This window comes from Pseudomonas sp. B1(2018) (assembly GCF_003097365.1).
Lineage (GTDB): Bacteria > Pseudomonadota > Gammaproteobacteria > Pseudomonadales > Pseudomonadaceae > Aquipseudomonas > Aquipseudomonas laurylsulfatiphila.
This window is the reverse complement of the sequence record NZ_PYUK01000001.1, coordinates 412,971-434,799: the sequence shown is the minus strand read 5'-3', so window position 1 is coordinate 434,799 and position 21,829 is coordinate 412,971. Positions and strand designations below refer to the sequence as shown.

Sequence of the window (21,829 nt, the reverse complement as noted above, 5' to 3'; positions counted from 1 at the left end):
AACCGGGGCAACGGCCGCGACCTTGGCCGGCTCGCTGATTTCGATCATCTCGAAATCGGACTTGCCGACCTTGCACTCGGGGCACAGCCAGTCTTGCGGCACATCTTCCCAGCGGGTGCCGGCAGCGATGCCGTCGTCGGGCCAACCCAGGGCTTCGTCATAAATCAGGCCACAGATAATGCAGAGCCACTTTTTCATGCTGATGCCTCCTCACTCGCCCGAGATGCGCACGGCCAGGTTCTTGGTCCTGACGTAGCTGTAGAGCGCTTCCTGGCCTTTCTCCCGACCGAAACCGGAGAGACCTACGCCGCCAAACGGCGTTTCGATGCCGCCGGCGTACCACTCGTTGATGAACACCTGACCCGCACACAGTCGCCGCGCACAACGCAGGGCGCGATTGAGGTCTTGAGTGAACACGCCGGCGACCAGGCCGAATTCGGTGCCATTGGCAATGCGAATGGCCTCTTCCTCGGTATCGAAGGCAATGACCGCCAGGACCGGACCGAAGACTTCGGTCTGGGCAATATCCATGTGCGCGGTGACGTCGCGGAACACCGTCGGCGCCATGAAATGCCCCCGCAGCCCGCTGATCGCCTCACCGCCGGTGGCGACCACGGCCCCCTCCTCCTCGGCACGCCGGCAGATGGCCTCGATGCCCTGAAGCTGACTGGCGCAAATCACCGGCGTCAGGTCCGGGTTGTCCTGGCCAAGGCCGATGCTCAGGCTCTCGGCCATTGCCACCACATCAGCGACCACCTCGTCATACAGCGAACGATGCACCAGCAGGCGCGACATCGCCGAGCACACCTGACCGGCATTGAAGAAGATGCCGTTGCGCACGCTGGCCAGCAGTTGCTCGCGATCGGCATCGGGGAACACCAGCGCAGCAGACTTGCCACCCAGTTCCATGACGCTGGGAGTCGCGTGCTCGGCGGCGGCCTTCAGGATGCTCTGCCCCGTGGCGACGGAGCCGGTGAAGACAATCTGGTCGACCTCACGATGCCCGGCCATGTAGGCCCCCACTTCCCGGCCGCGGCCACAGATCAGGTTGACCGCCCCCCGTGGCAAGCCCGCACGTTCGATGGCCTGCAACAGCACACACAGTCCCAGCGGCGAAATCTCCGGCGACTTGATCACCACCGCGTTACCGGCCGCCAGGGCCGGCGCCAGCGAACGGGCGCAGATGGACACCGGAAAATTCCACGGTACGATCTGCAGCGACACGCCCATCGGGTCGTAGACCGTGAAGTCCATGTAGCCGTTGCCCAGGGGAATGGATGTGCCTTCGATCTTGTCGGCCATGCCGGCGTAATACTCGAAGTAACGCGCCGCCTCGACGAATTCGTCACGGGCATCGCGCAGGCTCTTTCCATTTTCCTGACACAGGACCCACGCGCCCTCTTCAGTCACTGCGCGAATTTGCGCGGCGATTTCCAGCAGCCAGGTCACCCGTTGCGCAGGGCGCGCGCGGGTCAGCTCACCACTGTCGGCACAGCGTCGCGCCGCTTGCAGCGCGCGCTCTGCGTCGGCCACTCCAGCCTGGGCGATAGTGGCGACAGGTTCCGCCGTGCCGGGGTTGTTGACGGTAATGTGCTGCTCACTGTCGGTCCAGGTGCCGTCGATGAAGTTCAGCCAGTGCGGTTGGATCGAATACATGCTCATCTCCTCACACGCTCTCGGCGCAGTCGAGAAGCTGACGCGCCGCCCACTGGTGGAAGAAATGCGTCGGCAAATCCATTTCCGGAGAGAACGCACCACCGCCATAGCCGGGAGAGTGACGGCCCTTCTGCATGCCTTCGACGGAAGCGATGTCCTCGGCAAACACCACGCGCCAGGACTGCATCACAGCGTCACGCGCCGCTTCGAAACGGTCATCGAGGGCCTCGTCGCCGACGTAGAAAAGACGCAGGTGTTCGACGGTTTTTCCGGGGGCAATCGGCTCCAGCATCATGGCGAAAGCATGGTCGGCCTGAATGCCCAGCAAGACGTTGGGGAAGAACGCTACGTATTCTGCGGTGCGCAGGCGATCCCGCGGCCAGGACGGGAACATGGGCAAGTGAGTGCCGGCGACGTCGGACAGGTTATAGGCATGGCTGCCCTGGCCGGCGAACTGATCGAAGATGATGTTGTAGTGGTCTTCCAGGCGCGAATAGCTGTTCAAGCTCGGGTGTACCCATGGCAAGTGGTAAGCCTCGCAGTAGTTTTCCACCGCCAGTTTCCAGTTGCAGTTGACCTCGATGCTGACCGCACCACTGTTGGGCTCGCGGCGCATCAGGTCCATGCCGTCGGTGCCGAGGAATTGGGTCCAGCGTTCGGTGAGCGGCGCGAGCTGCTCTTGCAGGTCCGGCGCGTCAGCCGACAGGTTGATGAACACCATGTCCATCCAGATCGCGCTGCGCAAGGCTTTCAGGCCATGTTTCTCGCAGGCGAAGCGCTCGTCCTTGTGCTGATTGATGCCGCCGACATGGGGCGTGCCTTTGAGGCCACCGTTCAGATCGTAGGTCCAGGAGTGGTAGGGGCAGCGAATCACGCCCTGCACTTCACCCGCCTGCTGCACCAGCTTCACGCCACGGTGACTGCACACGTTGTGGAACACCTGGACCAGGCCTTCGCGGTTACGCATCAGCAACAGCGGCAGCCCCATGAAGTCCACCGGCTTGACGTAGCTGTTGCCCGGCAGGTCGCTGGCGAAACCGACGCACGCCCAGTTGCGACCGAGCACGTGATCGCGCTCCAGGTCGAAATAACGTTGCTCGGTATAAAACTCATTGGTCAGGCCATGGGCCTCGTGGATCGGAGCCAGGACAGTCTCAAGTGTGTGTGTCGGGATGAGGCGGGTCGCGGTCGTGGAAGTCATTATTGTTTTCTCTTGCTGGCACGAAAGGAAATGCACGGCAGGTCTGGCCTGCTGCATGACGGCGAGTTTCGGCAAGAAGAGGAAGCCTCGACAAACGATTTTTGTTGCACGCATTAATGACTATTGATCATCAATATGCTCGGCATGCTTTGCTGATACGGTTCAGTAAAAGATGGGGTTTTAGCGTTTTGACGCGCTTCGGCATTAATGATCAAAAGTCATATATTGATGAGGATAAATGAGTTGTCGGCGGCCCCCTGTCTCCACCATTTTGTTGCCACATCCCGAGCCTGCCTCGAGATCACCCTGAGGAGTCGATGACCGGCCGCTGGCATCCGCCAATGACCGCCCTTCCCCTCACCCGGCGAAACCCTCAACCCTTGAACAATAATAAAAGGGGAAAAAAATGCGTGCAGAATCGGGCCTTCTCAAAGGTCTCAACCCGAATGTAACCCTGGCTTCGATCACCACCGTGGTCCTGTTTGTGCTGTTCTGTGCGTTCATGAACGAGCAGGCGGCCAAAGCGTTTGAAACCGCGTCGACCTTCATCCTGACCAACTTCAAGTGGTACTACCTGGCACTGCTGAGCGCTGTGCTGTGCCTGCTGCTGTACATTTCCGTCAGCCGGTTCGGCACCCTGAAACTGGGCGCCCACGACGACCAGCCGGAGTTCAGTTTTGGTTCCTGGATCGCCATGCTGTTCAGTGCGGGCATGGGCATCGGCCTGATTTTCTGGTCGGTCGCCGAACCCATGCTGCACTACGCCGACAACCCGTTCTCCAAGGGGCTGACGGATGAGGCCGCGAGCATGGCCATGCGTATCACCCTGTTCCACTGGGGCTTGCATCCATGGGCGATCTTCACCTTGATCGGCCTGAGCCTGGCGTACTTCGCCTATCGCAAGGGCCTGCCCCTGGCGCTTCGGTCCCTGCTCTACCCACTGATTGGCGACCGGATCTACGGCTGGATCGGGCATGTCGTGGATATCATGGGCGTGGCGATTACCGCCTTCGGCGTGTCCCAATCCCTCGGCCTGGGCGTTGCACAAATCAACACCGGCCTGCACCAGGTGTTTGGCGTGCCGGTCAGTATCGGCCTGCAGCTTTCGATCATCCTGGTGGTCACGATCATCGCCTCCATCTCACTCCTGGCAGGCCTGTCCAAGGGAATGAAACGGATTTCGACACTCAACATGTACATGTCGATCCTGTTGATGCTGATTGTCCTGGTGATCGGGCCGACCCGTTACATCCTTAACCTCATGTTCGAATCCACCGGGGACTATGTGCAGAACCTGGTCGGATTGAGCCTCTGGATGGACACGCAGAAAGACACCCAATGGCAAAACTGGTGGACCGCCTTCTATTGGCCATGGTGGATGACCTGGGGGCCATTCGTGGGGCTGTTCATCGCGCGGATTTCCAAGGGGCGGACCATTCGCGAGCTCATCGTCGGTGCTTTGGTGGTGCCTACCCTGGTCACCATCCTGTGGATGTCCGTCTTCGGTGGCGCCGCGTTGAAGAGCGAGCAAACCGAACGCCAGCAGTTCCAGAAAGCAGCGACAAGCACCGAGCAGGTTCAGGAACAGGCCACCTTCGAAGGCGGCACGATTCTGCTGGCGACCAAGAAGGAACCCACGGCGGCCATGTTTACCCTGCTCGGAAAACTGGACGGCCCCGTGATAGGTGGTGCGCTCTCCATCTTCGTTTGCCTGCTGCTCGCCGTGCACTTCGTGACCACGGCCGATGCAGGAACCCAGGTCCTCTGCACGCTTAACGCGATGGGAAGCACCAATCCACCCAACTGGATCAGGTTGCTCTGGTGTGTGCTGGAAGGTGGTGTCGCGGCGGGACTGCTATTGGCGGGAGGGCTCAAGGCCATTCAGATGGCGAGTATCGCCGCAGGCCTGCCCATTGCAATCCTGATGATGGTCATGAGCTACACACTGATTCGCAGCCTGCGGGCGGAACCCTTCGGCGACCTGCCCCACTTGCCTCCCGCTCGCCTGCCCATTCCGGAGCACACCCGGGAAGCGTTCTCGCAACGTGGCGGCCCCTTGCCGGACGGTCCCGGGGAATCCTTGCTGACCGCCAGAAAAGCCGGCTGAAACCAGCGCTGTGACCTGTGGAGACAGGTCACAGCGACTACTGAATGAAAAACGCCGCCAGCCAACCGCTGACGGCGTTTTTTTTGGTTCTTCACGCAATCCCGGGAAACTGTAGGAGCTGCCGAAGGCTGCGATCTTTTGATCTTGATCTTCAGTAATCTTCAGATCGCAAAAGCAAGATCAAAAGATCGCAGCCTTCGGCAGCTCCTACAGGGGAACGCGTGCACCACCAAACAACGAGGTCGAGCGTTAGCCCGCCTCGCGGTGCTGTTGCAGTGCACGCCCCTCGAGAGGCCGCCGCAGCAATGGATATGTACACCTCCAACAAAATACTCCAGCCATGAGGCCGTCATCGCCAGCAATCGAACGTCGACCGGCAGCTCCTACAGTTTCCCGGGATTCCGTGATGAACCTTTTTTTTCAGGACCGTGCCTTATCCCTGGACGGAAGGAAGTCCCATCAGCCAGTCGCGAAACAGCTTCACGCTGTGTCGTGGGCCGCGGGTACTGAGAGGTTCCAGCAAACAAAACTGGGCGTTTGTCTGCAGCACCAGATCGTTTGGTCGAACCAGCGCGCCCGTGCTCAGCGGCTCGTCGACCAGATTGTTCCAGGCCAGAGCCACACCCTGCCCGCTGATTGCCGACTGGATCAGCATGCTGTAGCTATTGATGTTGATCCGGTGTTTCGGGGCAACGGGAGCACGCTCCAGGCGCTTGAACCATTCCGGCCAGCCGATCCAGTCCCGCTGGGAATCCTCAAGCCATAGCCAGGTGCAGGAAGCCAGCCCTTCAATCGAAGACAACTGGGGATGCTTGGCCAGGTACGACGGACTGCACACCATGAAAATCTCTTCCGAAAACAACGGCGTAACGTCCAGGCCTTTCGGCGAGGCACTGCAGTAATACATCGCCAGATCGCAATCGAGCTTGGCGTAGTCCTTCACATGATCGATCGCAATGATCCGTAGATCGATCTCTTCATGCTGGCGTTGAAACTCGGCAACCTTGGGTAAAAGCCAGAGCGATGCCATGGCCGTGCTGGTGGCAACGGTCACCTGCTGGTCGCCGCGCCATTGCCGAATTTCCCCCGTGGACCGGGCCAGACTCTGCAGACAGTCGCGAACCGTCTCGTGGTACTGGGCGCCGGTCGGCGTGAGGTTGATGGTGCGGGTTGTCCTCTCGAACAATGTCTTGCCGAGGTAATCCTCCAGCAACCGAACCTGCCGACTGATCGCGCCCTGCGTGACATTCAGCTCTTTGGCAGCGAACGTAAAACTCAAGTGGCGGGCTGCAGCCTCAAAGGCAATCAAGCTGTTGAGGGGCGGAAGAGGCTGAATTTTCAAGGCGTTTACACCCACATATTCTTGTTTTTACCGAATCGCCATTCTAGTGATTCGCACGCGGTCAGGCGCAGGTTTTATGCGTAGCCCGCTATATTTATGCCGTGTTTTTTCGCTTTCTAGAGGTCGGGGGGGATTTGTACCTTCGATTGAGCAAAAACGACCCAAGGGGCACATGCCATGCACAGCTTGTTTTATGCAACAGCCCAGTTGACCAGAGTGCGCGTACGCCCTGTTGATTGGCTGGAGCCCCCTCGTGCTGCACAGGCATCCCCCCTCGAACGCCAGGCAGGCATTTGCGGAGGGCTTCTGCTTTTCGCGATGGGCGTTTCGTTCTTGCTGTGGTTACTCGGCAGCTAGACCCGCCCCCGCAAAGCACAGCAAGCAATGGTTGCCCCATGACTGCCACGCTTTGCGGCGTGCCAGTTTAGTGCCCGTTTTTGATCATGTCCGCGGCCTTTTCGCCGATCATGATGCACACCGAGTTGGGGTTCCCCGAGATCAGCGTTGGCATGACCGATGCGTCGGCAACGCGCAACCCTTCCATACCATGCACCCGGAGATCCGGGCCCACTACCGAAAGCTCATCCACTCCAATGCGGCAAGTGCCGGATGGGTGCAGCGCGGCGTGCGCTTGTTCGTGACAGAATTTTTTCATCTCTTCCCGGGACCGGACCGCCACGTCCGGCACATGCCGCCTGGCAATGAATGGTTTGAAGGCGGCCTGGGACATGATTTGCTCACCCACCAGGCAACCATCCACCAGGCTTTCAATATCGTAAGGGTCGGAGAAGTAGTTAGGCACGATCCGCGGAGGTGACATCGGGTCGGCTGAATAGAGCTCGACATAGCCTCTGGACCGTGGACGTATCTGCCCCAGGTTCAGCGTGCATCCATTGCCACCGGGAACAGAGTCAACGCCCTCCTCGATGCCTGCACCCACGACCATGAAGTACTGGATATCGGGATGGGTTGCCGCCTTGTCACCCCACCAGAAGGCCCCGCCTTCGATCAGGTTTGACGCCGCCGGACCTTGTCTGAACAACGCGTATTGCAAACCGGCCATCATTTTCCAAAGCGGCTTCTTGTACTTGTCGTAGCTATGCGGGCCCGTCAGTTCATACACCAGCGACACTTCAATATGGTCCTGAAGATTCTGGCCGACACCGGGCAAGTCCTTGATGACTTTGATGCCATGTTTATCCAGCTGCGCGGCCGGACCAATACCGGACAACATCAACAGTCGCGGCGAGTTGATGGCGCCGGACGATAAAATGATTTCCTTGTCGGCGTGCATCACATGGCGCACGCCCTTCTCGATGTATTCAACACCAATGGCTTTACTGCCTTGCGTCAAGATACGGATGACGCGACACCCCGTCTTCACCGTCAGGTTCTTGCGCGATTTGGCGGGTGCCAGGTACGCCACTGCGGCACTGCTGCGAAAGCCGTTTTTGGCGGTGATTTGATACAGCCCGCACCCCTCGGGCTTGCCCGAATTGAAATCTTCGTTGTACGGCAATCCGTGCTGCTGGCAAGCGCGAAGCCATACTTTGGTCAATGGATGGACATTGATCGGATCGGAAACGCCCAGCGGCCCGCCAACGCCGTGGGCCTCATTGCAGAAGCGCTCGTTGTCTTCGGCCTTTTTGAAGTATGGGAGTACATCATTGTAGGACCAGCCGGTGGCGCCCTGCTCCGCCCAACCATCGTAGTCGGCCGGAACACCGCGGATGTAGATCATCGCATTGACCGAACTTCCGCCGCCCAGCACGCTGGCCTGGACCATCGTCGGTGTCTCGGTCCGGCGTTGATCTTCGGTAGGCTCCCATGCATAGCGTTTGAGCAGCGGACCTTGCGCAGTCTTGTAGTAGGCGCCGGGAATATGGATATAGGGGTTGCGATCGCGAGGCCCCTCTTCGAAAAGGACGACGGATGCTGTTGCGTCTTCGCTCAGCCTCGAAGCCACGGTGCAACCTGTCGATCCGCCTCCGATTACGATAAAATCCACCATTACGACCTCAGATCTTTTTAGTATTGAGAACAAGGCTGCCGGGAGCAGTGGCAACCAATAGAGACTGGCAAGCGTTGACTTGCCCCTGCTCAATGACGAGCAGGCCGAAATCAAACTTGAAAAAGTATTTTTGGATCTTGTCGAAAAAGTTGTTTATCGACCCACAAGCCGGGTCAATAGTGACTTCAACTCTTTGGCGACTTCGTAGCTGTTCTGTTGTTGCTGCTTCTTGCAAAACAACTCACAACTCCACCAGCCCTGGTACCCGGTTGCCTTCACTGCGGCCGTCCACTCGGCAAGGTTCAAGACCCCGCTTCCCGTCGGCACATCCCTGAGGATTGCTTCGTTCGCAATGCCACCTTCGAACGGCAGCGAATCACAAACATGCACGCCATAGATCACGTCTTTGTTCATCCTGGCAATGTCTTGCGGCTTCACGCCGGAGGTAAAGTAATGCCAGTAGTCGATGACCATCTTGACGTTATCGCGCTCGGTGCGATCAATCAGCTGAAGTTGATGGTCCAGGCTGTTCAAGGGGGTCCAGGACAGCGCTTCAAGATAAAGAAGCACGTCATACTGCTTTGCCAGGTCAGCCAGCAAGGCGAGGTTCCTGGCGGTCAAGTCATACTGAGTCGCTTCATCAAAACCCAGCAAACCGGAGTAATACGTGCTCTTGCCATGATGCTGAAAATCGATCACGGCCTGAACATTGATTGGCCCGGTGAGCACCTGCACACCTTTTGCACCTGCCAGGTTGGCCAATTGGAAAAGTCGCTCAGCCTCTTTCAGCAAGTCATCGCGTTCGGCTCCCTGGCGCTCGATATCCCTCAGGTAACCAATGCCTGTGACAGGCACGTCCTTGAGCAGGCTTTTCAGTTCCGCTTCGGTGTAACCGGCCTGCAGCCAGGCTTCCAGTTTTGCGCTGTTGATCTCCAGCGCATCGAAACCCACGGTCTTTGCGATGTCGATGTCCATCGCCAGGGTCGAGTGCTTTGCAACTGTGGAATGCAGGGCCAGGATATTGTTTTGGGTTTGCATATGACGCTCCTACCGTTGTCATTCATTGTAGAGCGATCGGATTCAGGTAGAGATTTCGCAGCCACGCTAAATGCGGCGCAAACTGACGCAGTCAATGCGTCAGGTTCCGATTGTCGACCACTCAAGTGTTTGAAAGCCGGTTGGCCAAGGCCGATACCGCCAAGGCGGCGGTGTCCAGTCGCTCCTGAGGCAAGGCCCCACACGCGACGGCTGCGACAATCGCACGAGCAATCTGCGCAACCTCGGGCATCGCCTTTGCCGATATCAGCAGCAGATCGGCCCCTGCATTCAGCGCCGCAACCGCCACGTCGCCGAGCGATAACGAGCCGATGATGGAGCGGTGGTCCAGGTCAATAGTCATGACCAGCCCCTTGAACCCCAGCTCACGTCGCAGCAACCCGATCAGTTGGGGGGAAATGGATGCGGCCATCGCAGGCTCGCAGGCAGCAAAAATCGCCGGCCCCATCATGACCGCGTCCGCGCCGGCATCCACGCCGGCCTGGAACGGTGACCAGTACGCACGGAGTTGATCCAGTGACTCAGTCACGACCGCCACCTCCGTCGCCGGAGGGTGCAACAAGACCGGATGCCCCGGAAAGTGCTTCAAGGTACTCCCCACCCCGGCCCGTCGCACACCCCGGACATACGCCTCGACCATGTTGGCAGCCTGGTCCGCATCATCGGACAGCGTGCGCCCCTGCAACCAGACATTGGTGCCGCCCAAGACATCGGCAGTCGGCGATAACAGCAGGTTCACCCCGGCATCTCGCACGGCCGTTGCCACCTGAAAACACGCTTGTTCCAGATCTGCGAGCACCATGCTCCTGGCCAGATGCGGCTCAGGAAGTGCCGGCGCCACGCCTTGTAAACGGTGAACGGCGGAGATGTCGGCATCCGCCGCCAGAATCAATGGCCCGCCCATTTGCCTGGCGGCTGCGGTGAAGCGTTGCCATTGTTCCAGGGTTTCCGATTGCAGACGGCTGGCACTCATTTTCCCGCTGCCGTACTCCTGCGCCGTCTCGCCAAAGAGCAGGCTGCGACCGCCGCCGTCAAGAAACCTGCGTACGTCGTCACTCATGTCCAGATCAAGCAACACTGGAAACAGCACGCTCAATGCCTTGCTTTCATTTGCACTCATGACTTGTCCTGGCTCGAAGCGTTCTGGTCGGTGGTTGCATTGGCCAACGCCCGAACCTTGACCGCGGCTGCCAATAGCGCCCGGCGGTCGAGTACACCCTCATGGACGGCCGCAACAATCGCGTCGGCGATGGCATCAAGGCCGGATTCACTCGACACCAGCAAGAGATGCGCGCCTGCCGACAGTGACGCAACAGCTGTGTCGGTAATCGAATGTCCCCGGAGGATGGACACCGCATCGAGGTCATCGGAAATGATCAAACCATCGAAACCTAGAGTGTCACGCAAAATACCGATGACTGTTGACGAGGTGGAGGCCGAATGTTCCGGGTCGAGCGCCGGAAACACCGCGGGGCCCGGCATCACCGCTTTGACACCGGTGGCAATCACTTCCTTGAAGACCTCAAGGTTGTCATGCAGCAACTCCAGTGGCCCGGGAACCGTGGCTTGGGCAATCGCCGGGTCCTCTTCAGTGACGTAATGGCCAGGAAAATGTTTGGCCGTCGCAATCACGCCGGCCCGTTGAACCCCGCGGATAAAGGCACAGGAAACCCGGCTGACCTCGACCGGGTCGGCGCCCAGGTGTCGATTGAGTAGCCATGGATTGGCGCCGGTCACCACGTCGACAATCGGTGCCAGAAACAGGTTGACCCCCAGGCTTCGTGCCGCCTGGGCCATCTCGAAGCATCGCTGTTCGATATCCTGCGAGCTCAGCGTCTTGAGCTGCTCTCTCGACGCAATGGCAGGAACCAATTGATGAAGGCGTTCGATGCCGCCGAGTTCCTGGTCCACCGCAATCAGTACCGGCGCGCCAGCCAATGACGCCGCTTGCCGCGCGATGTTGACGAAGTCTGCGGGGGTTTCCGCACTCTTTCGCACCTCGCTCATGGCTCTGCCCACGTACTCCTCCCGTGTCTCCCCCAGCAAAAGCGAAACGCCACCTCGGCTCAGGTAACGACGGACGTTGTCGTCCAGGTGCAAATCCCCGAACGCGGGAAGTAGTACCGAATATGCAGCTCTATAGAGTTCGTCAGACATCGATTTTCCTTAGTTCCGTGGTGTTGAGCGGAGCGCTTGTTTTCAGAAAGTGTGCAGGTGTCAGTTGTGTGGAAAAGGCACCCAGGCGCGCCGTCGGCTGGACTCGACGCACGCCAGTGACAGGCCGACGCCACGTACGCCTTCATGGATGTCGGGTAGCGGGATGCTGGTCGCGGTGCGCCAACCTGCGCCGGCATCGAGTGCCTCGGCGAAGTCGGCGTAGAGAACGGCAAGTGCTTCCAGGTAACCCTCGGTATTGCCCGCGGGCAAACTGCTGAAGTTCAGCGTCTGGGCGGCATTGTCGCCCTGGCCTCGGCGGTGGATTCGCTCTGCGCCGTCAATTGGCGCAAACCGGAGTGTTTCCGGAGTCTCCTGGCACCATTCGATCGACGCCTTGCTGCCGATGATCTTGAAGCGCAGACCATTACGGTGGCCGGGTGCCGCAAAACTGGCCCACAGCAAACCGTCCACGCCGCCTTCATACTCCAGCTGCACCACACAGGTATCGTCCAGTCCCCAGCCGGGTACGACCGTGGTCAACTTGGCATTCAGGCTTGTGCAGCGACGCCCGCACAGAAACTCAAGCATGTTGAAGGCATGTGTGCCGATATCCCCGACGACACCGGTCGGGCCGGCCTTCTCTGGATCACCGCGCCAGGCAAGGCTTTTGCTCAACGTCGAGACACCCGGCGCCAACCACTCCAGCAGATACTCGACATACATGAAGCGAATGTCGCCAAGCTCCCCGGCCTGTATACGGCTGCGGGCATCCCTGACCATGGGATAGCCTTGATAGGTATAGGTCAGCGCGAAAAACGTATCGTGCTGATCGGCAATACTCGCCAATTCAATGGCTTGCTGGATGCTGTTGACCAACGGTTTGTCGCAAATGACCGGGATACCCGCCCGCAAAAACAACCGGCAAGGTTCAAAGTGCAGGTGGTTGGGCGTGACGATGACGACCGCCTCTATGGGATCGGGTCGACGTGACTCGGCAGCGGCCATGTCCTCGAATGACAGGTACGTCCGCTCCGGCTGGAGGCCAAGTGCCTCGCCCGCCTCCCGGCATTTGTCGGCATCCGAGGAGAAGGCACCGGCAACGATCTCGAAGCGATTGCAAAGACGCATGGCCGCCCGGTGATAGCTGGCGAAGTAAGCGCCCTGCCCGCCGCCAACCATGCCCACCTTGAATCGCCTTTGCCCTGGAATGTCGCCGGTTAACCTTGCCATCGCTTAAAGACTCCAATAATTGACACTAACTTTGCGAATGCGCGGAGTGAAGTATCGATGGCGAACTTTCTTTGCACCATTTCGCACACTATCGATACATGACGCGGACTGAAGCACTCGCCATTGCACAGGCAAGCCGGGGTTTTGTTTGTCATCTGGAGTGCCCTTTCAAAGCCGACGGCCAATATCTGTTACCGAGGGCCGGGTGAAGTGTTACTTATCGGGCTTGCGCGTACCCAATGGTGGTTCTGACACATCATCCTGGGCACCCAGAGGTGTGGCTTTTCCCGCCGGTCAGTACAGGGACACGCCGCTAAGTGCTTACAATCTGACGCATTGACTGATATTGACGGGTTGAACTTAAATACACTGAGCGGGCATGGAACATGCTTAATTAAATCGCTGATAATTCAAGTATTTAAGCTGGCACGAAGTTATACGGACGATTATTTCAATAACTGATTTATAACCTATATAACCTGCTGCTCTTAACCCCAGGCCTACATCGAGATAAAAAATGCCCAGCCGAGGAGATTCGCCCCCCATGTCGTTAAGTTCTGCCACCTCGCACCCTGAGCGACAACAGGTTCGCAGCGACTTGCAAGCCAACGTGCAAAAGAACCTGAGTACGCTGGTCGAGTCTTGCCGTTCGGTTGCAGACATGTGCCGCAAAGTTGATGTCAATCGCCAGCAGTTCAACAAGTACCTGGTGGGCCAGCACGTACCCTCACAGAAAATCCTGCAGAAGATCGGCCGGTATTTCATGATGGAGGCCGAAGACCTTTTCCGGCCGCCCGCTGAGTTCAAGAAATTTTATGAGGGCTACGAAAACGAACTACCGACAGACTTGCGGGCCTCGGCGCAATTCAATCATTTCCTGCCCCTGGCGAAGCAGTCGGCGGATCTGCTTGAAGACTATCTGGGCGTCTATTACCGGTACCACAACTCGTCCATCTATAAAGGCCGCATCCTGCGTTCGGTCACCTGCCTGTACCGGGCCGACTCGATGGTCCAGTACGTCACCGTAGAACGCTTCCCCTTGCTCGATGGCAGCGGAAAGATCGGCTACTCGTTCACTTATCACGGTTTCTGCCTGCTGCTGGGTGATCGCCTGTTCATGGTCGACTTCGAGGGCAAGCAACGTAACGAAATGACGTTTTCGATTCTCACGCCGCAGCATCGCCGGCCGATCCGCTTTCTCTACGGATTGGTCACCGGGGTGGCGTCGTCTTCTTTCCGCCAGCCCTTCTCTACCCGAATGGCCTTGGGGTTGGTGGACAAAGGCAAGATCCGTAAACATCACCTGCGCAATGCAACTGCTGTGCTTCCCAGCGATCAGTCGTTACCGCTGGAGGTGCGCGAATACATGACGGGCGATAACGCCACTATCGTCTGGGGCGGTCAGGATTAAGACGGTTGAAGGGCGGGCCCGTCGATGTGCCCGTCGATGTTCGGCGGGGCGTCGACAGCGGCGCAGGATGGCGTGACTACACTCATGAAGGTTTAATCAGGTTTCACGCGAACTGCGCGCAGTAATAATTTCCACCAACGAAGGCCCCTTGCTGTTCAGTGCCTTGATGAAGGCTGGATTGAGTTGCGAAGCATGCTCGACTCTCCACGCTTCAAGACCAAAGTTTCTGGCGATGCCCGCGAAGTCAGGCGAGTAAGGCTTGCCATCCGGCAAATTGAATTCCCCGGCCCGATGTTGCCCCGCAAGCGAAACCTGCACATCGCTCAACGACTCAGGCCCGCTGTTGTTGAACACCAGGAACACCACGGGAAGACTGTGCATCACGCACACCGCCATCTCCTGCATTGACTGCAAAAAATCCCCGTCACTTACGGCGCACACCACTTGACGTGCCGGCATGGCGAGCTTCGCGCCAATGGCTGCCGGAACTGCCCAACCCACCGCACCGACGCCAGCGGTGCAAAAATGACCTCGGTGCTGATAATCCGGGAACATCTCACCGACTATGTCCTGGAGACTCTGCGTCCCGACCATCAGAATCGCATCCTCTTCCAGACCCGATCTCAACTCCGCCATAGGTCGGTGAACCATCAGAGGCGGGATGTCGCTGGCGCTGTTCGCTCGCAAGGTGGCAGGTGACAAACTGGCGTCAACCGAGGCGCTCTGAACAGCCGCCGGGATGTCCAGGCTTACAGGGCCGATGCGACCACTGAACATCGTGTCGAAGGCCTGACGCAGGGACTGAGGCAATTGTTCAATCGTCGAAACCCGCACATGCTCTTTCGTGATGCCAGTGGCGGCGAATTCAGGCCGGTCATCGCCGCGATCGGGGTTCCCCCCACTGATCACCAGCATGGCCGAGCGATCCACCAAAGCAACCGCGATCCCGCCCAAGGCTTTCGAAACACCCAACGGAGCCGGCAGGAGAACCGCCATCGGACGACCGCAGGCACGAAAGTAGCCGTCGGCAAGATGGACTGCACTTTGCTCCTGTATGACATGAATGAACGGGATGTCGGAGCCAGTCTTCAGCAATGCTTCCACCAAGGCCCACGAACCATCACCCGGCATGCCGGCAACATAGTCGACACCGTTCGCTTTCAGCGATTTCGCAACAATCTGACCACCTGTGAGTTTCACAGAAAAACTCCCATCGAATAGACGCTGGCGCAAGGGCGGATGCACCTTGCGTCGTCTCAAGACCTTCATCGGAGTATTCCCCTGGAACAAACACGGCTCAATTTCGCACCCCCCGCAAAAGAGACGCACATTGACGCAGGTGAATGCCGCCCATCCCCCGCTATGGCGGGACTATCGTTAACAGGAGCCTGCTGCGCCGATTAGGTCACTTTGATGCGTCAGAGTGCGTCGCTTTTAAAGGGGCTGCGAAATTGAGTGCCCTGCCCGCCAGGCCAATACTCGATCCATGAAAACAACAAGCCGAGCCTATCAAGCGCTGGGCGCGCCACGTGAAGGCTTCACCTTGAAATCCGAGGAAAGTGGCGCGCAACCAGTCAAGGAAGAGTCGATCGGACCAATGGAGGCCAACTGCGCAATGCTCTGTTTAACAGGCGGCACAGCGCTAAAACCTCCCCAGCTGCATGGAAACAATGCTGGCCATAACTCTGCCGATTTACATGACCGCATGCATAGGGATGTGTCCGGCTAAACCCGCCGCGCCCACGCCCATGCAGGTCGCCAATTGTTAGCAAACAACCACCCTAGGCAGGAACTCAAAATGAAAAAAGAAAGAGAGACGGGTTATGGATCAACCGGCATCAGCCTGGATTCGATCAGCCTGAACCGGCGCACCTTCATGCTGGGGGCTGCTGCATCTGCCGCGGGGCTGTACATCAGTTCGTTCGTACCCAGTGCATTTGCCGCATCCTCTGGCCATTTGGAGATTCTTGGGTGGGAAGGTGAAACCGGTGATGCGGAACTCGCCGACTGGCGCAAACAGCGTGGCATCACCGTACGTTCCAGCTATGCCAGCAACCAGGACGACATCACCGCGCGGCTGGCCGGCTCCGACCCCGTCCAGCTTGACCTGACCATGTACGCGCTGGGCTACGAGACCATCTATCAGGAAATGGGCCTGCTCAAGGCGATCGATACCTCGAAGGTCCCCAACTACTCCGCCGAAAATACCGTCCCGCTTTTCTATAAAGGCAGCCGCTGGTACTGGGATGGCAAACAATGGGGCATCCCGCTGTTGTGGGGCATGAACACCATCGTCTACAACCCTAAGAACATGAAGAAACCCACCGAGTACAAAGACCTGCTCGACCCGAAATTGAAGGGCCGGCTGACCTTTGTCGATGACGGCACTTCCAACTGGTCACTCATCGCGATCATTGCCGGTTACGGGGACAAGTTCCCTAACCTGACCCGCGCCGAATTCGACGACGCCTTCGAAAAACTCAAACCGTATCGTGATCAATGCCGAGTCTTTGCTGCCTCCTCGGGCGATGCGGTTTCGCTGTTGGTCTCGGGCGAAGTCGACGCGGTATTTTCGGCGTCGGCCAACACCCCAAGCGAGACCAAGAAGCGCGGCGTAGTCACAGAACTATCAGTGCCCAAGGAAGGTGCTGCCCTCTGGTGTGATGCCCTGTTCATACCCAAGACCGCCAAGGACGTACCGCTCGCGCTGGAGTTCATCAACAAGACGCTCGAGGCCGATACCCAGGCGAAAATGGCAACCACGATGTTCTCTGGCGTGGTCAACAGCAAGGCAGTGCCGCTCCTCCCCGAAGAGCTGAGAAACACCTTCGACTACGCGAACCTGGACAGCTTTTTCGAGAAGTCGAAGCTCTACGGCCAGCCGCCCCTGAGCTCCGACAAGTACGTGACCTATGCTGAGTGGATCGATCAGTGGGCGAACTTCAAAGGCTCGTTCTAACCGCCTCGGCTATCCGGTGAGGTGAAAGAACGGCTTGAGTGTGTACGAGAGAGCGGGTGCTTGCGGGCACTCACTCCTCTGCTCGTTATCGAAACAAAAAGCAAAGGCACAATAATCATGAACGTAGTCAACAACAGCGAGCCCATCCTCCTCGATGACAGGGATTCAAAGGCTGGCAAACACGTGAAAATCGACAAGAAAACCCTCAGCGGGTATTTGCTGGCATCGCCTCCGCTGTTCTTCCTGGTGGTGTTCTTCCTCATTCCGTCGCTGCTGCTCCTGGTTGCGAGTTTCTGGACCGCCAAGACCTTCAGCATGGAACCTGCGGCAACCCTGGCCAACTACGCCAAGGCATTGAGTGCCACCGGGTTCTACGACTCGTTATGGATCGCCTTGCAGAATGGCTTCTGGACCGCGGTGCTGTCGACGGTCATCAGCGCCCCGGTCGCCTACTACATTGTTTACCGCACGCGCTCCAATGCCGTGCTGTACCTGGCCCTGGTCTCCTGGTTCTCCACCTACCTGGTGCGGGTCTACGCCTGGCGCTCGATCCTGGGCACCAACGGTGTGATCAATTCCACCCTGATGCACATGGGGCTGATCGATCAGCCGCTGGAATGGCTGGTCTTCAGCAAGTTCGCAGTGGTGTTGACCCTGGTGCACATCATGCTGCCCTTCACCCTGCTGCTACTGGTGTCAGGCTTGCGCGATATCAAGAAGGACTATCTGGAAGCCGCTGCGGATCTGGGTGCCGGCGGCACCACCATCCTGTGGCGGGTGATCATGCCGATGGCGCACAAGAGCATCGTCAGCTCGTTCATGTTCACCTTCGTCCTTGCCGCCAGCGACTACGTCACGCCCCAGCTCCTGGGCGGCCGAGACGCCATGACCACAGGCCTGGTGATCGCCAATCAGTTTCGTTCGGTCGGTAACTGGCCACTGGGGGCTGCGATGGCGTACTTGCTGCTGCTGGTTTTCATGCTGGTCTATGCGCTGTTGCTGGGAGTGTTGCGGGCTGCAAACCTGGCACCCGGCAAGCGTTACCACGACTGATGACCGCCCATAAAAAAGGTAACTCGCCATGATCAGGCTCTTCACTTACGTCTACATGCTGTTTCTTTATGCGCCCATCGCGATCATCGCGCTGTTCAGCTTTCATTCGTCGGCCTCGCTGTCATTCCCGTTCGAGGGCTTCTCGACCCAATGGTACGAGGCGCTGTTCAGCAGTCCGGACTTCATGACGGCTTTGACCAACAGCGCAATCGTCGCCGCGGGCTCGGCCATTCTGACCACCTTGCTGGGAACATTCTCGGCCCTGGCGCTGATGCGCATGAAGGGCCGGTTCAAATCCGTCTTTGCCTTCATGAACTTCGCCCCCATCGCCTTGCCCGGGCTATTCCTGGGAATTGCACTGGTGATTTTCTTCTCGTTGATTGGCCTGCCACGCTCACTGTTGACGGTGATCATCGGCCATACGTTGTTCACCTTTCCGTTCTTCGTCGAGTCCGTACGTTCACGTCTTGAGTACTTCGATCTCTCGTTCGAAGAAGCTGCACGTGACTTGGGCGCGTCGCCGCTCAAGGCGTTCTGGCTGGTGACGCTGCCCATCATCGGTCCAACGATTGCAGGTGCCGCGATCCTGGCGATCGCCCTCTCCCTTGACGAATTCCTGATCACCGTGTTCGTCACCGGCAGCGACACCACGTTGCCACTCATGATTCTTTCGATGATGCGCCGCGCCGTCAGCCCAACCATCAATGCCGCCTCGGTGTTCATGCTGGTCGTGACCATTGCCATCATTGTCATTGCCGGCCTGGTCATGACCCTGCGCCGTCGTCGCCTCGAACTTGAACGTGCAGAAACTGCAGAGTAATCGCCATGACCAACAGTATCGAACTGACCGGAATATCCAAGAGCTACGGCAATCTGACTGCCCTGGGCAAAGTCGACCTGACCGTAAAGCGCAACGAAATCCTGACTTTGCTGGGCCCCAGTGGCTGTGGCAAAACCACACTGATGCGCATCATCGCGGGCTTCGAAGAGCCGACCACCGGCAAAGTCGTGATCGACGGCAAGGACTCCACGGCGCTGGCGCCGGAACATCGCCCCGTCAACATGGTGTTTCAGAAGTACGCCCTGTTCCCGCATCTCGATGTTTTCGACAACGTGGCTTTCGGGTTGCGCCTGAAAAAGAAGCCGCGGGACGAAATCAAGCGCGAAGTGACCAAGGCACTGGAGCTGGTGCAACTGGAAAGTTTCAAGAATCGCTGGATCTCCGAGCTCAGTGGCGGCCAGGCACAACGCGTCGCCCTGGCTCGAGCCCTGGTCAACCGCCCCGCCGTGCTGTTGCTCGACGAACCGCTGGCGGCACTGGACCTGAAGATTCGCCATCACATGCTCAACGAGATCAAACGGATCCACGAAGAGACCTCGACCACTTTCGTTTACGTCACCCATGACCAGGACGAAGCGATGATCCTCTCCGACCGGGTGGTGCTGCTGAACAAGGGTGGCATCGAGCAGATCGGTGGACCACAAGAGATGTACTGGTCGCCGCGCACGTTGTTCGCCGCGAAATTTTTCGGCGACACCAATATCGTCAACGGCACCTATGGGCTGGGTGATACCAGCAGTGGTTATGTCGAGCTTCCGTTCGGACGCTACGCACACACGGCCAAGAACAGCCTGAGTGCCGGGCCGGTCAATGTCTCGATCCGTCCAGAAACCATCGGTCTTGAGCCTGCCCTGGGCAACCCGCTGGCCAACGGGGCCTTTGCCGGGAAAGTCAAAGACACGTCGTTCATCGGCAACCGGGTCATTTACCGCGTCGCTGTAGCCGACGGAACCATTGACCTCAAATGCCAGCAGTTGCCCACCCCCGGCAGTCTCACGCTGCCGCCCGGGGCGGATGTCGCCCTGACCTGCAAACCGGACAGTTTCGTGGTGATACCTGCCTGAACGGCTTTCGGTTGAACGACGATCCCTGCGTTATTTCGCGCGGAGTCTGCCAGTAGCCTCAACGCTGGATCAGCTCTTCACCAAGAGCTTGATCCGGCGTTTTTTTTGACCTGCACGGTGAACAACAATGGTCCAATATATCGTGGTCGGAGGTGGGTCAGCCGGATGCGTCATTGCTGCGCGCCTGAGCGAAGATCCCCAAGCGTCAGTCGTGCTGCTGGAGGAAGGGCCGAGGGACACCCACCCGTTTATCCATCTCCCGGTGGGATTCTATAAAACCAGCCAGGGCAACCTGGTTGAACGCTACCCCTGGGAGCCCCCGGTCGGTTATATCGGCGCGCCGAATCCGACCATGGTGCAGGCCCGGGTACTCGGCGGCGGGAGTTCAGTCAACGCCATGGTGTACTTGCGCGGACAACCTGCCGACTACGACAGTTGGGCCGATGGCGGTGCCCGGGGTTGGGCCTACAAGGACGTACTGCCGTTTTTCAAGAAATGCGAAAGCAACGACCGCTTCAGCAACGACGCCCATGGCACCGATGGCCCGCTCGGTGTCTGCGATCAACGATTTACCCATCCTTTGACCAAACTCTGGCTACAGGCCTGCCAGCAGGCAGGGTTGGCCTACAATGCCGATTTCAACTCCGGTGTGCAGGACGGTTGCGGGTTGTATCAAATCAATGCCCGCAACGGCTTGCGATCGAGCACCTCGGTCGCCTATTTGAAGCCGGCGCGACGGCGCCCCAATCTGACGGTGAGAACCCACTGCCGGGTCTTGCGAATCCTGGTCGAGAACGGTCGCGCCACGGGCGTTGAGTACCTTGAGAAAAACCGTCGCCATGTCTTGAGGGCCGATCGTGAAGTGATTGTCAGTGCCGGTGCAATCAACACACCAAAGTTGTTGATGCTGTCGGGTATCGGGCCGGCCAGTCACCTGCACGACAAAGGCGTCAAGGTAGTCCATGACCTGCCAGGGGTCGGGCAGAATCTGCAGGACCACATCGAAGTGTCGCTGATCAATGAATTGCGTCGCCCATTGAGCTACGACAAGTACAAAAAACCGCACTGGAAGATCGCCGCCGGCTTGCAGTACGCATTGTTTCGGCAAGGCCCGGTAACCTCCAACGTGGTCGAAGGTGGCGCGTTCTGGCGTACTTCCCTGGCCGAAAACCGTGCGGACGTCCAGTACTGTTTCATGGCCGGGGCCGGGGTCGAGGACGGTGTAGGTTCCGTCCCTGGTGGCAACGGTTGCACCTTGAATGTGTGTCAGACCCGCCCCCGTTCAAGCGGATTCCTGCAACTGCACAGCGCAGATCCCATGGACTTGCCCCGCATCGAGCCCAACTACCTGACCGACCCGCTCGACGTGGAGTGCATGGCCCAGGCCACCGAGTTTGGTCGGCACATCATGTCCCAGGCCGCATTGGCCGGCCACATTCAGCGCGAGCATGTGCCCGCAGAACCGTTACGCACAGGTGATGACTATCGGCGATTCGTGCGCCGACACGCCCACGCAGCACTGCATCCGGTAGGCACCTGCAGGATGGGAACGGACGCCATGGCGGTGGTGAGCAACGATCTGCGTGTACACGGGATCGATGGTCTGCGGATCGCCGACAACTCCATCGCGCCGAGCTTGTGTTCCAGCAACACCAATGCACTGGCAATCATGATCGGCGAAAAAGCGGCGGATCACATTCAGCGTGCTGATCAGTCTCTGTAGGAGCGTGGGCGCGATGGC

At 58.6% G+C, this 21,829-nt stretch carries 16 protein-coding genes and 1 pseudogene; 7 read left to right on the top strand and 10 right to left on the bottom strand.

The window, feature by feature from the left end; translation table 11 throughout:
* Nucleotides 1-36 precede the first annotated feature (36 nt).
* The 3 genes and pseudogenes from C9422_RS32450 to C9422_RS01860 form a co-directional block, all read right to left on the bottom strand.
* A pseudogene (locus tag C9422_RS32450) lies at nucleotides 37-198 on the bottom strand (rubredoxin); the annotation flags it as partial.
* A gap of 12 nt (nucleotides 199-210) precedes the next feature.
* On the bottom strand, nucleotides 211-1,656 hold the full coding sequence (locus C9422_RS01865) for an aldehyde dehydrogenase family protein (protein ID WP_116579490.1): 1,446 nt from the start codon (nucleotides 1,654-1,656) through the stop codon (nucleotides 211-213).
* 10 nt (nucleotides 1,657-1,666) lie between these two features.
* Nucleotides 1,667-2,857 (bottom strand): aromatic ring-hydroxylating dioxygenase subunit alpha, encoded by a 1,191-nt coding sequence (locus C9422_RS01860; RefSeq protein WP_116579489.1) that lies wholly within the window; start codon nucleotides 2,855-2,857, stop codon nucleotides 1,667-1,669.
* 406 nt (nucleotides 2,858-3,263) lie between these two features.
* On the opposite strand from C9422_RS01860, the gene C9422_RS01855 reads away from it, so the two are divergent.
* Complete coding sequence (locus tag C9422_RS01855; RefSeq protein ID WP_116579488.1) at nucleotides 3,264-4,964, top strand: BCCT family transporter; 1,701 nt, start codon at nucleotides 3,264-3,266, stop codon at nucleotides 4,962-4,964.
* A 433-nt stretch (nucleotides 4,965-5,397) separates the two neighbouring features.
* Here the strand turns inward: C9422_RS01855 and C9422_RS01850 are convergent, their stop codons facing one another.
* From C9422_RS01850 to C9422_RS01825, 6 genes are all read right to left on the bottom strand, one after another.
* Nucleotides 5,398-6,306, bottom strand: coding sequence for a LysR substrate-binding domain-containing protein (locus tag C9422_RS01850; RefSeq protein WP_116579487.1), 909 nt, complete (start codon nucleotides 6,304-6,306; stop codon nucleotides 5,398-5,400).
* A gap of 424 nt (nucleotides 6,307-6,730) precedes the next feature.
* Nucleotides 6,731-8,317, bottom strand: coding sequence for a GMC family oxidoreductase (locus C9422_RS01845; protein WP_116579486.1), 1,587 nt, complete (start codon nucleotides 8,315-8,317; stop codon nucleotides 6,731-6,733).
* A gap of 153 nt (nucleotides 8,318-8,470) precedes the next feature.
* The gene (locus C9422_RS01840; RefSeq protein ID WP_256589848.1) at nucleotides 8,471-9,292 is read right to left on the bottom strand and encodes a sugar phosphate isomerase/epimerase; all 822 of its coding nucleotides are present in this window, start codon (nucleotides 9,290-9,292) and stop codon (nucleotides 8,471-8,473) included.
* Between the two features lie 184 nt (nucleotides 9,293-9,476).
* A complete protein-coding gene (locus tag C9422_RS01835) occupies nucleotides 9,477-10,493 on the bottom strand; it encodes a glycoside hydrolase family 3 N-terminal domain-containing protein (RefSeq protein WP_116579484.1) in 1,017 nt (338 codons plus the stop codon).
* Nucleotides 10,490-11,530, bottom strand: coding sequence for a glycoside hydrolase family 3 N-terminal domain-containing protein (locus tag C9422_RS01830; protein ID WP_007974778.1), 1,041 nt, complete (start codon nucleotides 11,528-11,530; stop codon nucleotides 10,490-10,492). The genes C9422_RS01835 and C9422_RS01830 overlap by 4 nt, the downstream gene beginning before the upstream one ends.
* 60 nt (nucleotides 11,531-11,590) lie before the next feature.
* On the bottom strand, nucleotides 11,591-12,760 hold the full coding sequence (locus C9422_RS01825; protein WP_116579483.1) for a Gfo/Idh/MocA family protein: 1,170 nt from the start codon (nucleotides 12,758-12,760) through the stop codon (nucleotides 11,591-11,593).
* A 544-nt stretch (nucleotides 12,761-13,304) separates the two neighbouring features.
* On the opposite strand from C9422_RS01825, the gene C9422_RS01820 reads away from it, so the two are divergent.
* The gene (locus C9422_RS01820; RefSeq protein ID WP_007974782.1) at nucleotides 13,305-14,171 is read left to right on the top strand and encodes a helix-turn-helix transcriptional regulator; all 867 of its coding nucleotides are present in this window, start codon (nucleotides 13,305-13,307) and stop codon (nucleotides 14,169-14,171) included.
* A gap of 96 nt (nucleotides 14,172-14,267) precedes the next feature.
* On the opposite strand, the gene C9422_RS01815 is transcribed toward C9422_RS01820, so the two are convergent.
* Entirely contained in the window at nucleotides 14,268-15,440 is a 1,173-nt protein-coding gene (locus C9422_RS01815; RefSeq protein WP_256589847.1) for a thiamine pyrophosphate-dependent enzyme, read from the bottom strand.
* Nucleotides 15,441-15,969: 529 nt separating this feature from the next.
* Here C9422_RS01815 and C9422_RS01810 point away from each other — a divergent pair.
* The 5 genes from C9422_RS01810 to C9422_RS01790 all read left to right on the top strand — a co-directional run bounded on the left by C9422_RS01810 (nucleotide 15,970) and on the right by C9422_RS01790 (nucleotide 21,811).
* Nucleotides 15,970-17,130, top strand: coding sequence for a PotD/PotF family extracellular solute-binding protein (locus tag C9422_RS01810; protein WP_116579481.1), 1,161 nt, complete (start codon nucleotides 15,970-15,972; stop codon nucleotides 17,128-17,130).
* A 117-nt stretch (nucleotides 17,131-17,247) separates the two neighbouring features.
* On the top strand, nucleotides 17,248-18,183 hold the full coding sequence (locus C9422_RS01805) for an ABC transporter permease (RefSeq protein WP_116579480.1): 936 nt from the start codon (nucleotides 17,248-17,250) through the stop codon (nucleotides 18,181-18,183).
* A gap of 28 nt (nucleotides 18,184-18,211) precedes the next feature.
* The gene (locus C9422_RS01800) at nucleotides 18,212-19,003 is read left to right on the top strand and encodes an ABC transporter permease (RefSeq protein WP_116579479.1); all 792 of its coding nucleotides are present in this window, start codon (nucleotides 18,212-18,214) and stop codon (nucleotides 19,001-19,003) included.
* 5 nt (nucleotides 19,004-19,008) lie between these two features.
* Nucleotides 19,009-20,088 (top strand): ABC transporter ATP-binding protein, encoded by a 1,080-nt coding sequence (locus C9422_RS01795; protein WP_116579478.1) that lies wholly within the window; start codon nucleotides 19,009-19,011, stop codon nucleotides 20,086-20,088.
* Nucleotides 20,089-20,215: 127 nt separating this feature from the next.
* Entirely contained in the window at nucleotides 20,216-21,811 is a 1,596-nt protein-coding gene (locus C9422_RS01790) for a GMC family oxidoreductase (protein WP_116579477.1), read from the top strand.
* Nucleotides 21,812-21,829: the final 18 nt, after the last annotated feature.

Coding starts and splice junctions, on each gene's coding strand:
- C9422_RS01830 (WP_007974778.1), bottom strand. CDS start 11,530: ATGTCTGACGAACTCTATAGAGCTGCATATTCGGTACTACTTCCCGCG.
- C9422_RS01825 (WP_116579483.1), bottom strand. CDS start 12,760: ATGGCAAGGTTAACCGGCGACATTCCAGGGCAAAGGCGATTCAAGGTG.
- C9422_RS01810 (WP_116579481.1), top strand. CDS start 15,970: ATGAAAAAAGAAAGAGAGACGGGTTATGGATCAACCGGCATCAGCCTG.
- C9422_RS01840 (WP_256589848.1), bottom strand. CDS start 9,292: ATGGACATCGACATCGCAAAGACCGTGGGTTTCGATGCGCTGGAGATC.
- C9422_RS01820 (WP_007974782.1), top strand. CDS start 13,305: ATGTCGTTAAGTTCTGCCACCTCGCACCCTGAGCGACAACAGGTTCGC.
- C9422_RS01790 (WP_116579477.1), top strand. CDS start 20,216: ATGGTCCAATATATCGTGGTCGGAGGTGGGTCAGCCGGATGCGTCATT.
- C9422_RS01855 (WP_116579488.1), top strand. CDS start 3,264: ATGCGTGCAGAATCGGGCCTTCTCAAAGGTCTCAACCCGAATGTAACC.
- C9422_RS01795 (WP_116579478.1), top strand. CDS start 19,009: ATGACCAACAGTATCGAACTGACCGGAATATCCAAGAGCTACGGCAAT.
- C9422_RS01860 (WP_116579489.1), bottom strand. CDS start 2,857: ATGACTTCCACGACCGCGACCCGCCTCATCCCGACACACACACTTGAG.
- C9422_RS01865 (WP_116579490.1), bottom strand. CDS start 1,656: ATGTATTCGATCCAACCGCACTGGCTGAACTTCATCGACGGCACCTGG.
- C9422_RS01805 (WP_116579480.1), top strand. CDS start 17,248: ATGAACGTAGTCAACAACAGCGAGCCCATCCTCCTCGATGACAGGGAT.
- C9422_RS01815 (WP_256589847.1), bottom strand. CDS start 15,440: ATGAAGGTCTTGAGACGACGCAAGGTGCATCCGCCCTTGCGCCAGCGT.
- C9422_RS01835 (WP_116579484.1), bottom strand. CDS start 10,493: ATGAGTGCAAATGAAAGCAAGGCATTGAGCGTGCTGTTTCCAGTGTTG.
- C9422_RS01845 (WP_116579486.1), bottom strand. CDS start 8,317: ATGGTGGATTTTATCGTAATCGGAGGCGGATCGACAGGTTGCACCGTG.
- C9422_RS01800 (WP_116579479.1), top strand. CDS start 18,212: ATGATCAGGCTCTTCACTTACGTCTACATGCTGTTTCTTTATGCGCCC.